Source organism: Rothia sp. HMSC066G07 (genome assembly GCF_001814485.1).
Classification (GTDB): domain Bacteria; phylum Actinomycetota; class Actinomycetes; order Actinomycetales; family Micrococcaceae; genus Rothia.
Window position 1 is genome coordinate 152,502 of the sequence record NZ_KV816932.1, and the last position, 14,221, is coordinate 166,722.

The window sequence follows — 14,221 nt, forward strand, 5'->3', positions numbered from 1 at the left end:
CAGCGGGTGGTGGGCGGGGCTGGTAGGGCGTTCTGCCTCGTTGGGCGCTATCCCCTGCCGAGGAACGCCTCACGGTCAGCGTCCAGGGCGCGGTCAATCGTACGCGCCAAAGACGGATGCTTAGCCAGCGTCGGGTCCTTCTCCACCACCGAGCGGGCATCCTCACGGGCACGCTCAATAATGTCAGCATCGGCGAGCGCCCGCAAGAAACGCAAGGTACTCTTCGAGCCCGATTGTGCAGCACCCAGAATATCACCCTCACGGCGCTGAGCCAGGTCGATGCGGGAAAGCTCAAAGCCGTCCGTGGTAGAGGCGACCGCATCCAGGCGCTCGCGGGACACACCACCCTCCTCCTGGCGGGTGACGAGCAGGCAGGTGCCCGCGTAGCCGCCGCGGCCCACACGACCGCGCAGCTGGTGCAGGCCCGAGATGCCGAAACGGTCGGCATCCATGATGATCATGAGCGTGGCGTTCGGGACGTTCACGCCCACCTCAATGACGGTGGTGCTGATGAGCAGGTCAATCTCTCCGCGTTCGAAAGCGGTCATGACGGCGGTCTTCTCCGCCGGATCCATGCGGCCGTGCAGGGTGCCGATACGCACACCGACGAGGGCGTCCTCAGCGCTCAGGTAGGAGTACATTGAGGCGACCGAGGTCAGCTGAACCTTGCCGTCACTGCTCGCGCTACCGCCCTGACCGAAATAGCCCTGGGCAGAGTTGCCCGCGCCCCCACCGGTTCCTGCACCGTTCAGGTTGGATGCGCCAAAGAACGCGGCACCCTCCTCCAAGCTGTCGCCCTCCTCCCCGATTTTGGGTACGACAACATACACCTGGTGACCCGCGTCGATTTCTTCGCGGGCGCGCCTCCACAGCCGGGACGCCCAGGCGGGCTTCTCGGCAAGGGGCACCACGTGGGTCGAGATTTTCTGGCGGCCGGCGGGCAGGGTGTCGAGCACGGACACGTCCAGGTCACCGAACACGGTCATGGCGACGGTACGCGGAATGGGCGTTGCGGTCATGACCAGGCGGTGCGGCAGGGCGCCGTCGGTGCCGCGCAGGCCGTCGCGCTGCTCCACGCCGAAGCGGTGCTGCTCGTCCACGACGACCAGACCCAAATCGTGGAAGCTCACCTCATCGGAGAGCAGGGCGTGGGTGCCAATCACAATCTGGGCGGTGCCGTCGGCGAGATCCTGCAGTACCTTGCGCTTGGCGCGGGTACCCATGGAGGCGGTCAACAGGCGCACACGCACACGGCGGGGTTCCTCCCCGCTCCCCGCGGGAGTTCCCTCGGCAGAACCGGCGGCAGAATTGTCAGCATCAGAGTCTTCGGGCGCCGCCATATCCCCCAGAATGTCCAGCACCGAACGCAAATGCTGCTCGGCAAGCACCTCGGTCGGGGCGAGCATCGCGGACTGGCCGCCCGCATCGGCAACCTGCAGCATGGCGCGCAGAGCCACCACGGTCTTACCGGAACCCACATCACCTTGCAGCAGGCGGTTCATGGGCGATTCGCTCGACAAATCCGCGGCAATCTCAGCGCCCACCTTCTGCTGCCCCTCAGTCAGCTCGTAGGGCAGAACCTCAAGCAGCTGATCGGCGAGTCCACCCTCCACGGCGGGGCGCGGCTGGGTCAGGTGCGCGGCACGCACTGAATGCAGGCGGGCGAGCGCGCTCTGCAGCACGAACGCCTCGCGGTAACGCATCTGCGCCTGCGCGGCACGCCAGGTGTCCTCCGTGTCGGGGGTGTGCAGGGCACGGTACGTCCACTCCAGCGAGGGCACCTTGCGGGCGCGACGAATCGTGTAGGGCACCGGGTCTTCAAGTTCTTTGAGCGGCACCTTTTCGAGCAGCTGCGCCATGTAGCCGCTAATGCGGTCGGTGGGCAGCTTCATGGGGGCGCGGTAGACGGGCACGGGGGCGGTGGCGGCGTCGGTGACGTCCGTGCCGGAGGCATCCTTCGAGAGCAGGGCGTAGTGCGGGTTGGTGAGGGTGTATTCGCCGCGGTAGATGCCGACCCTGCCGGAGAACATCATGGTTTCACCCTCGTGGATTTCGCGGGCGGCGGTCCAGGCGTTGAAGAAGGAGAGCTTCATCTGCGAGCCAATGAGCACGCCGGGGTTCGTCATGCTGGGTGCGGGCACGCCAAAGAGGCCTCCCTGCGCGAAACTGTCCTGCGCAAAGCTGTCCTGACCAAATGAGTCTTGACCGTAGCTGTCTGCGTAGCCGCTGTAGGAGGAGGGCTGCGCTCCCCTGCCCTGTGCCGGGTTCTGTGCCGCGGGGTTTTGAGCGCGGGGAATCTGGGCACCTGGGTTCTGTGTGGAGTTAGCGAGCGCGTTAATGCGCGGGTTGTGCATCCCGGTTGCCTGCCAGCTCTGCGCGGGCACGCCGGATACTCTGGATACGCTGGATGCGCCGGATGCGCCGGGGCGGTTAGCGCGCCCGGGCACCACGGATACAGGGCCACCAGCATTGAGCCCAGCGGCACCAAAACCGGCAGCCCCAAAACCTGCAGGTGTATCCTGCCCGGTGGCGTCGGAAAGCCGGTCGGTGATGGTCACTTCCGTGATTTTGCCGCGGCGCGCCGCCATGGTTCGGGTGCTCACGTGCACCACGCGGGCGATGATAGTGACGTCCTGGCCCTCAACAAGTTCGGCGAAGGAGCTGAGCTCACCGCGCGGCAGGTACTTGCGCGGGAAGTATTCGAGCATCTCCCCGACGGTGTGCAGGTCCAGGTGCGTGGAGATTGCCTTGGCGCTGGGCGCGGGAAGGTACTTTTTGAGCGGCGCGTTTTCGATGCGGTCTTCGGAGGCGTAGCGCGCCAGGGCACGGCTCTTAGCCTCCGCGGCGGCTGAGGCGGACTTCGCAGCCGCGACTTTCTCGGCCGCAACCTTCTCAGCGGTTGCCTTCTTTGCGGAAGCTTTCTGGGCGGGCGCTTTCTTTGCGGGAGCAGTCTTCTTCGCTACAGCCTTTTTAGTTTTAGGTGCAGTCTTTTTGGGTGCAGGCTTTTCAGATTCCGCCTCGGGCGCGCTCTTCTTCGGCGCAGGCTTCTGCTCGCCCCCTTCGCTTGCCTTTGTTGCCTTTTGCGGGCGCGCCGAAGTAGCCCGCGCGGCAGTTTCGCTCTCCTGCGGGCTCGGTTCCTTCTGTACAGGTGCCTTCTGAGCAGGTTCCTTCTGAGCCGGCTTCTTCCGGGCGGGTGCTTTCCGGGCAGGTTCCTTCGGCTGATCTGCTTCTGTCTGATGCGCTTCCGACTGTTTTACGTCCGGCTGAGTAGCCTGCCGCGCCGCCAACGCAATATCGACCAGCTCGTAGATAGCGTCGTCGGTCATGGTGTGCGCGGCGGGGCCCAGCGAATGTTTGAGCGTCTTGAGCGCCTTACGGTAGGGTGCGCTGGCGCGCTGTGCCGCGCGTTCGCTCAGTTCGGCGCGGCTCACCTCGCCGCGGGCGTAGGCGGCAAGATCACGCACGGTCAGCTCGGCGGTGGTGCGGAGCTGCTCATCGCTCAGTAGAAGCGTAGCTTTTTTCCCCCGCTGAGCGCGGGTAGGCTCGACAGCCGTTGACTCTGCGGGTTCACCCTGCGCTGCCTCGGCCTTCGCAGGTTTAGTCTTAGCGGGCGCAGGCTCGGGAAGCCCCAAATCCAGGGCTTCCTGCTGTGGGTTCACGGAACGTCGGGCGGGGCTCATACGCCGCCCTCCGCACCGCACGCGTGGTCGGCGTGGTGGCCATCCGTCAGGGAGGAAATACGCTCATCCGCCCACTGCCCGTAGCCCATAATCAGCTCGCGGGCGGGGTCGATGTCGGGCACATGCACGTGCAGCGCCCAGAGTCCAGCCGCCATGTCCAGGGGCGTAATGAGCAGACTGTCACCCATGGCTTCAAGTTCGGGGCGCAACTGCGCCAGGGCGAGGGGCTCGCAGGTCAGCGTACCCATGAGCTCCCAGCCACTCTGCCCCTCACCTTCTGCGTGCTCGGCAGGTTCAGAACCTACCGCAGAAGCCACACCGGCAGAGGGCGCACGCAGCATGGACTCCACCTGCGCCTCGTTCAGGATCGCGCCCTCCCAACGCGGGTTGGAGTGCACCACGGCAAGGTAGAAGCCGAGCGCGCCAGCATCCACGAAACCTGCAAGCTCGGGTGAGGGCGGGAACTGCGCGGTACGTTCCAGAGCGGCACGCATCAGCGCACGTCGACGCTCTTTCAGCACCTCGTCAGCAGCTTCTGCGTCCTGCGATGCATCATAGTGTGCGTCCAGGCGGGCGAGCTCCACCATGACCGACAGCATCGTGGAGGGCACCATCTGCTCCCCCACACTGGCGCGAATACGCTCAGCCGCGAACGCCATCGCGCGCGCCTCCGCATGGGCGTACTCCAGCTTCACTTCGCGGTGCTTCGGCAGGGAACCGCCAGCCAGCACACGCTCGTAGTCTGCCTCCAGGGCACGCACGAGCGGCAGCTCATCGCCCGTGTTGCCGAGCTCCTGCGCGAGGTTTCCGGGCAGGAACCAGTAGCTGCGCACCGCCTCCAGCGCCCAGGCGCAAAGCAGGGTGCCGGAGTTGCCGCGTGCCACGCGGGATGCACGCATAATCGCGTGCTCGTAGATGCCGCCTAGCTGCACCCACAGGTGGGCGAGGGTTTCCCCGTCAGAGGTGCCCTCCCCGCCAAGAATTTCGCCCGCGGGAAGAACCTCACTAGAAAGAATTTCACCGGGCAGAACCTGCTCCATGCCCCGCTCAAACTCTTCGGTCAGGGTCAGCAGGGTGTGGGCGATATTGGATCCGGTGTCCTTATCGGGCACGGGGAACCCATTGAGCTCATTGAGCGCATCGCGGTAACGTTCGATGGTGGTGCGGGCGGCGGTGGACCACGCTACACCGAAGCGGTAGGCGCGCACGCAGGCGCGGCGATAAATCTCGCGTTCTTCGGTGCGCTGGTTCTGCTCTGCGTTCACGCTACCCTCCTCGTCAGTTTCGTCGGTTCCGTCAGTTTCGCGCGGTTCTCGGCTGAGTTCTCGGCTAGTTCCCGACTGATTTCCCGGCTAGTTCCCGGCTGATTTCTCGGTGCCCGCGGCACGGGCAGAATCCAGCCTATTTCGTACTTCTATTCTAGGTAATTTCGGTTAAATGTACGGTATTGCCCGACATCTATCCTGCCAGCTGAAAATGCCAGCTAAAACACCTCGCAGCGCCCGGCAGAGCACCCGGTGGAGCTCCTACGCGGAAGCCCCGTAGTGTTCCCAGCCCATGCCGTCCAGGGAGCGGCCGTCCATCACGACCGCCGCGCCGGTCACCGCATTGTGGCGACGCTCGGCACCGTAGAGCTCGGCGCTCAGACCGCGCTCCGGGGCGTCCGCAACGCAGGTGCCCAGGGGCACGAACTCTTCGGGCACCTCACCGGGGAAGGTCGCCAGCAGGCCGTGGTCTTCTCCACCGACCAGCACAAAGGTGCGCGCCAGGGATGCGGGGCTCTCCCCCGCCTCGTTGCGCTCACCAATCGCCAGCAGCAGGCGCGCCAACGGTAGCAGCGGCTCGGCGAACGCACCCACGGCGGCACGGTCGAGGCGCATCTGCACCCCGGAGGCGGCAGCAACTCGCCCGGCGTCCTTGACGAGTCCGTCAGAAAGATCCAGCATGGAGCTTGCCTGATGCTGGCGCGCCACCTCACCGGCGGGGATGGGGCTGACCGGGTGGTGCTGCGAGTCGACGGCGCGCTCGCAGACCGCAATCATGTGCGCGGCCTCTTCGGGGGTGAGGGTGCGGGCAAGCTCGATGAGCCCCTCGGGAAGAGCGCTAGAGCCTTCAGCTTGCTTCTTTTCCCACGCCTGAGCTACCGCCCCCAGCGCCGCTTCGACTTCCTGGCCTGCGGCGATGGCACGCAGCAGTGCCGTGGCGGGCAGGGAGAGCGGGTTGAGCAGCAGGCGCAGACCGGCATCGGACCAGGCGGTACGTCCCGCCAGGGCGATAGTGTCGCCGGGGCGTGCGCCGGAGCGCAGCACGGCGCGGTCCGTGTAGCCGAGGGCGGTGACGGTCACCGACATTTCGGTGGAGTCGCCAATATCGCCGCCGCCAATCACACATTCGGTGGCTCCGCAGGCGTTGATTCCGTCCACAATGCCGTGGGCAAAGCCGTCAATCCAGCCGTAAGGAGTGCTACCGGGCAGGCTCAAGGAGATGAAGAGGCTCACCGGGCGTGCACCCATGGCGGCAACGTCGGCGAGGTTCTGGGTCGCGGCTTTGCGCCCCACATCGTAGCCGCTGCTGCGGGCGGGTTCCAGAATGAACTCGCCGGCCTCACCCGCCCGTGCGATACCACCGGGCCACAGGTTCATGAAGTCTTGGTCCTCAACGAGAGTGTCGGTGGTGACCACGGTACGCTGACCGGGCGCGGGCGCGGCGAGGACGGCACAGTCGTCACCGGGACCCACGTCGAGGGGTTCGATGCGCCCCGCCTGGCGTGCCGCTGCGGCAACCTGCTCGTTGTGGGTGTTGATAATCGGCATGAAAGCGCGCAGAACGCGGGACTCCCCCAGCTTTGAGAGAGGTGTCTCTCGCATGGGGTTGTCCCGCGTTTCGCTAAAAGTCTGAGGATTCACATCCTCTATTATCGCGTATTCTTACGCGTTATGTTCGCCTTATGCTCCGCGGCTGAAGTAGCGGATTGCCAGAGCAATCAGCACCAGACCGATGAGCGAGAAGAGAATCAGCGGTGCAATACCGGAAAGTCCGGAATCGTCCGCGTCCGCATTCTTCACGGCCTGCTCCTGGGCGGCATTCGCGCCGTCAGCCTTTGCCACGCTCTTTGCAGAGCGGCTGGCGCTAGCCGAGGTGGAGGAGGAGCTAGGCGACTTCGAAGCCGATACCGAGCTTGAGGAGTTCGAGGGGCTTGCCTCATGGGAGTGGTCCTCGTCGGTCTTATTACGCGAGAGGTATCCAGCAACCCAGTCTGCCGCACCCGGGATGGAGTCATTCGAGCCGTTATTGGCTGCGATTCGTCCGAGGGTGGTGCCGCCAGAACGCAACGGATCGTCATCGTCGCCATCAAGCCTGTCATTCGGTGCCTTGGTGCTCGGTGAAGAGCTCGAAGATCCCGAAGAGGAACTTGAGGAGTCAGAGGAGCTGCCCGGTCGCGGAAGCTCAATGGAGATGACGACATCTTCCCCAGAGATTTCCTTACGGGTGCCGGGGGTGGTCACCGGGTTGTTCGCCGGAGGAATCGGAGCAACAGGTTCGGTCTCAATCGGGGTAACCGACTTGGAGTCCGAGCTGTCCTTGTTATCCTCTACCGGAGCTACGGGAGCTACCGGAATCACGGGGATGACCGCATCCTTGGTCGGCTCGTTAGTCGGATCCTGAACCGGGGCCGGGACTACCGGAACCTGAGAAGGATCCTGGGTGGGTGCCTCAGTCGGTTCCTGAGTCGGCTCGGGAGTTACGTCCTTGGTCGGTTCAGGAGCGGGCACCGGATTCGGTTCCGGAGCGGGGTCCTGGGTCGGCTCCGGGGTCGGTTCGGGAGTTACGTCCTTCGTCGGCTCGGGAGTAGGTTCAGGGGTAGGCTCCGGATTCGGTTCGGGAGTAGGTTCCGGAGTCGGATCCTGAGTAGGCTCCGGGGTCGGCTCGGGAGTTACATCCTTCGTCGGCTCGGGAGTAGGTTCAGGGGTGGGCTCTACCGTAGGCTCAGGAATCGGATCCTTGGTGGGTTCCGCGGTGGGCTCCACAGTAGGCGCAACGGTCGGTTCCGGAGTGGGAGCAACAGTAGGTTCTGCCGTCGGCTGGACCGTAGGCTCCGCAGTCGGAGCTACAGTCGGCTCAGCCGTCGGAGTTGCAGTAGGAGCAACACTCGGTTCGGCACTTGCGCTAGGAGCTACGGTCGGCGTAGCGGTAGGTTCAGCGGTCGCATCCTTAGAGGGCTCTACGCTAGGACTCGCCGTAGCACTCGGGGTTGCGGTAGCACTCGCAGAAGCGGTGGGCTCGGCAGTAGGCTGCGCGGTAGCGTTCGGACTGGGCGTAGCACTCGCGGAGGGCTCGGCGCTAGCGGTGGGCTGAGCACTCGAAGAAGCGCTAGGCTGAGCGGTGGGCTCTGCCTGCGCTTTGTCAGTCTTATTGTCCCCCTGAGCGGTGGGCCATGCGCTCACGGTTGCGAGCGTGGGTACTGCCGCCTGAGAGGAAGATGCCGCGGCCGCGGCGGGGTCCAGGGTTTGGCTTGCGGTGCCGACAGGGTTCGGCGGAAGCTGTGACGCTGCCTCCTGCACATCTTGAGCAAATGAGGCTACGTATGGACTTCCGGAAGCAACCAGTGCTGTCGCCAGACTCGCAGAGACCACCTTACGGTTTCGTTTTCCCAAAGGTTGTCCTTGACTTTCTAATACGTTGTGAGTGAATAGATACCCAATCGCTAGGGCAGATTGGATATGCCTTCATCTATTCTACCGAATCGACTTTTTCTTCATTACTCATTTTAGCGCTTTCATACCAATCTTTGAGCTTCAAGATGTGCAACGACCATCAACAACATCTTTTCGTTACCTAGAAGCATCATTTCATGCACTTATGAGCAGAATTACGTTTTGCCTTATCAATACCACTTTAAAACTTGCACTCCACTATCCAAGCAGCCTCGAGGCGAGTGTGAGTGATTTTTCTCATGGGTGAAATTCGAGCGATTCTCATCAAGATTTAGAGGCTAATACGTACCAATTACCCCTCTCACACAGCCATCAACTTGCCCACCGCGCAAAAAAGCGCCCCGATACAGACTCTCAAGAATCCGCACCGAGGCGCCTTACAGCAGGGGCACTCCCCACCGTTAAATATTCATATGCCAAGCGTCAGCTCAAGAACTTAGCCCGCTCGTTAAGCACTCTCTAAAACTAGCGCAGACCCAGGGGGCGTTCCATCGCCAGGGTCAGCAGTTCACTAATCAGGTCAGTGTAAGAGATACCGGTGTTCTCCCACATGGTCTTGTACATCGAAATCGGGGTGAAGCCGGGCATGGTATTCACCTCGTTGATGACCAGGCGGCCATCCTCGGTGTAGAAGAAGTCCGCACGCGACAGACCCTCGCCGTCCAGCGCCAGGAACGCCTTCACAGCCAGCTCACGCAGGCGATCCTGCACGTCCTGCGGCAGGTTTGCCGGGCACACGGTCACAGCGGAAGACTCAGAAACGTACTTCGCCTCGAAGTCGTAGAAGCCGTGGTCCTGATCCACAACCTCAATCTCGCCGGGGTAGGATGCGCGCGGCATCTCGCCGTGGTGGCCATCGAGCACAGCGCACTCGATTTCGCGGCCCACAATACCCGCCTCAATAATGATCTTCGGGTCGTGGCGGCGTGCCTCTTCAATCGCGGGCACGAGCTCCTCCACCGAATCCACCTTGGTAATACCGAAGGAAGAACCTGCACGGGTCGGCTTCACGAACATGGGGAAGCCCAGCTTCAGCACGCGCTCCAGAATCTGCTCGCGGTCCTCGTGCTCCCACTGGCGGTTGGTGATGACCTCGTAGGGGCCAACCTCCAGGCCAGCAGACTCGAAAGCAACCTTCATGAAGTGCTTATCCATACCCACAGCGGATGCGGTCACACCGCAACCCACATAGTGCAGGTCAGCCATTTCCAGCAGACCCTGCACGGTGCCATCCTCACCGAAGGGGCCGTGCAGCAGCGGGAACACAACGTCCACCGGTGCGGTGCGGGTAACGTTACCCTCAGCGTCCACCAGGGTCAGGCAGGAATCACCGGCACCCATCGGCAGGAACACCTGCTGGGTACCCTCGGGGAACTCTGCGGTACCGCGAGTACCAGCGGTCAGCTCGGCGAGCTCCTGCTCGTCAGTCAGGTACCAGCGGCCGTCACGGGTAATACCGATAGTGATGACGTCGTAGGCGGTGCGGTCAATGGCGCTCAGCACGCCAGCGGCGGTAATGAGCGAAATGGGGTGCTCGGAGGAGCGGCCACCGCACAGCAGGGCGACGGTCTTCTTCTCGGTCATATATTTCTCCTAGTCAATGTTCCCCTACCCTCAGGTCCGGAAGGTGGAACGGCAATGCGTCAATAATCCTAACGCACGAATACCGTCGCGGTCACTGATGCGTTTCTCACGCACCGGTCTTCCGCAACGGTATCCGTCCTCGGATGTTTACATTCAATCTTCTTCTAGTATGTCCTGGCACACACCACTAATCAGGGGTTACCAGCACACCAGAAAGCTTCAAAACCTAGTGGCTCTCATGCTTGAGGCGGCGACCCAGTAGCTGAGGCGCCAACTCCTCAATGCCAATACGGCCCGAGAGCACCGCAACCACAGCCTCAACAATGGGCATCTCCACGCCGTGACGACGAGCCAACTCAGCCACCACCGGAGCCGACTTAATCGACTCAGCGGTCTGGCTCATGTGCTCATGCAGGCGGTCAGGGGTAATGCCCTGGGCCAGCAGGCGGCCCGCCGTGTGGTTACGAGACAGCGGCGAAGAGCAGGTCGCAATCAAGTCACCCATACCGGCAAGACCACTCATCGTCGCAGCCTCGCCACCCAACGTCACCGCCAGGCGGGTAATCTCCGCCAGACCGCGAGTCATAATGGACGCCTTCGAGTTATCGCCGTAATTGCGGCCCTCGCAAATACCCACGCAAAGGGCAATCACGTTCTTCACCAGGCCGCCAATTTCGGTACCCACCACATCCGTGTTGGTGTACGGGCGGAAGTACGCGCACGCAATCGCGTGAGCAACAGACTCAGCCACCGGCAGGGTACGAGCCGCAACCACGGAGGCGGTAGGCTCCTCCCCCATGATTTCCTTCGCCAGGTTCGGGCCCGAGAGCACGCACACGCGGTGCGGAATATGGCCGATCGCGCGCACATCAGCGCCGCGCAGAGCCATAGCCTCTTCCAGCTCCTCGGTAATGACCTGCGACATGCGCAGACCCGTACCGGTCTCCAGGCCCTTCGCCAAAGAAACCAGCATGGCGTTCGGCTCAATATAGCGGGCGAAGCTCTGCAACTGCGAACGCAGAACCTGCGCGGGCAAGGCAAGCACCACAATATCCGCGCCGGCCAGCGCCGCGGGAGCATCCGCCGTGAAGTGCATGTTATCCGGCAACTTCATTCCCGGAAAATAGCGGGCGTTCTCGCGGGTGCGCTCGCACTCAGCCATCACCTGCTCATCACGGCCGATGAGGGTCACGCGAGTGTCATCGCCGCGCTCGCGGGCAGCGTCCGCCGCAATCTTAGCGAAAGCGGTGCCCCAGCTACCGGCGCCGAGCACCGCAATAGACTGTACGGTTGCCGGAGGGGTAAATTCAGGGCTTGCTGCGGGGGTGCGTCCAAAGAAAGTCACGAAAACACCAGCCTCTCTTCCTTGTGAGGTCCTTGGGTGAGCCACCGAAGGCGCCCGGTCGGGCACCTATCGGTGGCTCTCATATGATTCCCAGCGGGAATACTACTTTTCGTCCGGTTCGCCGAGTGCGCCACCGACCGGACCGGAGGGGGTGCCGGGGGCTTCACGACGCTTAGTGCGCGGATTCCAACGCCCCTCAGGAGCCTTCTCGCCGCGGATTTGCTCCAGCTCGGCGGTAATAGCATCCAGCATGGCGTCGGTGACCACGCCCAGTTCGGTGCGGGTGTGCTTAGCCTCGGGGCTGGTGTCCTCAACGAGGGAGGCAATATCCAGTGCCTTGCCAACCTTCACGCGGACGGTCTTGCGCGGGAACAGCGAAATCTTACGCTTCTCCTTGATGCGGCCGTCCTCGCCGGGCTCATCCACGTAGCCGAGAATCTGCTCGTCACCCCAGTGCGCCACCGGGTAGACGGGCGCGCCGGTCGCAAGAGCCAGACGAGCCGCACCGGTACGCGCCTGCATGGGCCACAGCTGCGGATCGTGAGTGGTGGTGCCCTCCGGGAAAATCACGACGGCACCGCCAGCCTCAACAATCTTGCGGGCGGTAATCAGGGACTTACGCGCATCCACCGAACCGCGAACCACGGGAATATGCGCGAGCTTGCGCATAATGTAGCCGAGCACGGGTGCACGGAAGAGCGAATCCTTCGCCAAGAAGCGCGGCAGGGCGCCCTCAACGAAAGCAGGGAAAGCCACGGTCACCGGGTCAAGCTCGGTGGTGTGGTTAGCCACGATAATGTACCCGCCGCTCTTGGGCAGGTTCTCACGGCCGGCAATCTCAACGCGTGCGATGAGCATGTACAGCCCGCGCGCAGCGTTACCGAGCACCTTGTACAGAGCATCGCCGGAGGCGGTGGGCTCAATCTCAGGCAGAGCCTGCTTTCCCTGCTGTCCGCTCACTAGTCCTGAACCTCAACTTCCTCGGGCTCAACAACGACGATTGCCGCATCGGGCTTGGGAGCCTTCGACGCCTTGCGTGCCAGCACCTCAAAGTTGGCACCCAGGCTCTTGAGCTTCTCCTCAAAGTTCTCGTAGCCGCGAGCAATCAGCTCAACACCACTCACGTGAGAGGTGCCCTTAGCGGCCAGAGCAGCAATGATGTGGGAGAAGCCGCCGCGCAGGTCCGGAACCTCAATGTCGGCACCGGTCAGCGGGGTGGGACCAGAAATAATAGCGGAGTGGCCGTAGCCCTTACCCTCGAAACGGCAGGGTGCGCCGCCCACGCAATCACGCATGACGACAATATCTGCGCCCATCTGCTTCAGGGCGTTGGTGAAGCCGAAACGCTCCTCGTACACGGTCTCGTGCACGATGGATGCGCCCTTAGCCTGGGTCAGCGCCACGACAAGGGGCTGCTGCCAGTCGGTCATGAAGCCGGGGTGCACGTTGGTCTCAAAGACGATGGGCTTCAGCTGAGCACCGGGGGTGTGCTGAGCCGGGTGGGTGAAGCGGATACCTTCGGCGGTCACCTCGTACAGGCCACCCATCTTGCGGAACTGGTTCAGGAACGCGGTCATATCCTTCTGATCTGCGCCGCGCACGAAAATGTCGCCGCCGGTAGCCAGAGCTGCAGAAGCCCAGGAAGCGGACTCGTTACGGTCGGGCAGGGACGTGTGATCGTAGCCGGTCAGCTCGTCCACGCCCTCAATGACGATGGTGCGGTCCTCGTTAATGAAGATGATGGCGCCCATCTTCTGCAGAACAGCAATCAGGTCAATAATTTCGGGCTCAATCGCTGCATTGCGCAGGATGGTCTTACCCTTAGCGCGCACACCGGTAAGCAGAACCTGCTCGGTAGCACCCACGGAGGGGTAGTTCAGCACAATCTCTGCGCCCTTCAGACCCTCTTCGGGAACAATCAGAGTGGTGCCGGTTTCATCATCCTTTTCAACGACTGCACCGAACTTGCGCAGAGCCGCCATATGGTAGTCGATGGGGCGGTCACCAATCTTGCAACCACCCAGGTTGGGGATGCGTGCGGTACCGAGGGTGTGTAGCAGCGGGCCCACCATCAGAATCGGGATGCGGGAGTTACCACCGAAGAGCTGAATCTCCTCTGCGTTCTTTGCAGCGGTGGTTGCATCCTGTGCGGGGTTGAGAGTCAGAACACCAGCGTCGCGGTCATAGTCGACCTTTGCACCGTGCAGCTCCACGAGGGTGGTAACGATTTCGACATCGCTCAGGTCAGGGACGTTACGCAGAGTCGAGGGGGTCGAACCATGCAGTGCTGCGACCATCGCCTTGGGCACCAGGTTCTTGGCGCCTCGAACGTGAACCTCACCAACGAGCGGAGTGCCACCTTCAATGCGAAGCTTGCTGATGTTCTCAGTCATTAAAAATCCTTTGTGGAGTCGGCTGGTTTAGGCCGAACTTTAACAGTGTGCCGATGCGCCGCGTTCTGTCGTGCCGCGCCCCTGCCGGTAGCAGGGCGAAACGGGCGCATATATTCATCATTATTCTAAGCCCTGCGTAAAGGTGCTCCAAACACTGAAGAACCTTTGGAACTCGTGACTGAGATTTTGCTCTGTTGTGTATGTGAAAAACCGCTCTGGCCCCCTCAGATTCAGAGCCAGAAAAACAAAAAGATACACAAACATTCACACTAATGCAAACATTTTCTGTTTCTTCGCCGAAATTTGACGTTAGTTTCGTCTTTTTAACGTCCGAATTTGAACTTGAGAGCAACCTCACCCCTACAATAACGTGCACACTCGTGCCCACTGAACGGCGCCTCCGCTCTCACGGAGGAGCCAATCAGCTCTACACTGCGGCATAGGCGCCGGCACCGACCTTGCACCCGCGCAGTACAGAGCCTCACGGGAGGGCGCGTGGCGTGC

8 protein-coding genes are annotated in these 14,221 nt (G+C 62.4%); all 8 read right to left on the reverse strand.

The annotated features are described in order from the left end of the window. Positions 1-47: 47 nt before the first annotated feature. Positions 48-3,680: an ATP-dependent DNA helicase RecG gene (locus tag HMPREF2971_RS09130; RefSeq protein ID WP_083314098.1), complete on the reverse strand. Its 3,633-nt coding sequence runs from the start codon at positions 3,678-3,680 to the stop codon at positions 48-50. Beyond that, complete coding sequence (locus HMPREF2971_RS07805; protein ID WP_070692317.1) at positions 3,677-4,945, reverse strand: DAK2 domain-containing protein; 1,269 nt, start codon at positions 4,943-4,945, stop codon at positions 3,677-3,679. The genes HMPREF2971_RS09130 and HMPREF2971_RS07805 overlap by 4 nt, the downstream gene beginning before the upstream one ends. A gap of 261 nt (positions 4,946-5,206) precedes the next feature. Further along, positions 5,207-6,547 carry a thiamine-phosphate kinase gene (locus HMPREF2971_RS07810; protein WP_070692320.1) on the reverse strand — a complete coding sequence of 447 codons (1,341 nt, stop codon included), beginning with the start codon at positions 6,545-6,547 and terminating at the stop codon, positions 5,207-5,209. 78 nt (positions 6,548-6,625) lie between these two features. Continuing rightward, on the reverse strand, positions 6,626-8,335 hold the full coding sequence (locus tag HMPREF2971_RS07815) for a PT domain-containing protein (protein WP_070692324.1): 1,710 nt from the start codon (positions 8,333-8,335) through the stop codon (positions 6,626-6,628). Between the two features lie 525 nt (positions 8,336-8,860). After that, positions 8,861-9,979: a D-alanine--D-alanine ligase family protein gene (locus HMPREF2971_RS07820; protein ID WP_070692327.1), complete on the reverse strand. Its 1,119-nt coding sequence runs from the start codon at positions 9,977-9,979 to the stop codon at positions 8,861-8,863. A gap of 226 nt (positions 9,980-10,205) precedes the next feature. Continuing rightward, positions 10,206-11,324, reverse strand: coding sequence for an NAD(P)H-dependent glycerol-3-phosphate dehydrogenase (locus HMPREF2971_RS07825; protein ID WP_049363011.1), 1,119 nt, complete (start codon positions 11,322-11,324; stop codon positions 10,206-10,208). 102 nt (positions 11,325-11,426) lie between these two features. Then, entirely contained in the window at positions 11,427-12,284 is an 858-nt protein-coding gene (locus HMPREF2971_RS07830) for a lysophospholipid acyltransferase family protein (protein WP_070692331.1), read from the reverse strand. Then, on the reverse strand, positions 12,284-13,717 hold the full coding sequence (gene murA, locus HMPREF2971_RS07835; RefSeq protein ID WP_012903332.1) for a UDP-N-acetylglucosamine 1-carboxyvinyltransferase: 1,434 nt from the start codon (positions 13,715-13,717) through the stop codon (positions 12,284-12,286). Before murA ends, HMPREF2971_RS07830 begins: the two co-directional genes overlap by 1 nt. Positions 13,718-14,221: the final 504 nt, after the last annotated feature.

Coding starts and splice junctions, on each gene's coding strand:
- HMPREF2971_RS09130 (WP_083314098.1), bottom strand. CDS start 3,680: ATGAGCCCCGCCCGACGTTCCGTGAACCCACAGCAGGAAGCCCTGGAT.
- HMPREF2971_RS07810 (WP_070692320.1), bottom strand. CDS start 6,547: ATGCGAGAGACACCTCTCTCAAAGCTGGGGGAGTCCCGCGTTCTGCGC.
- HMPREF2971_RS07820 (WP_070692327.1), bottom strand. CDS start 9,979: ATGACCGAGAAGAAGACCGTCGCCCTGCTGTGCGGTGGCCGCTCCTCC.
- murA (WP_012903332.1), bottom strand. CDS start 13,717: ATGACTGAGAACATCAGCAAGCTTCGCATTGAAGGTGGCACTCCGCTC.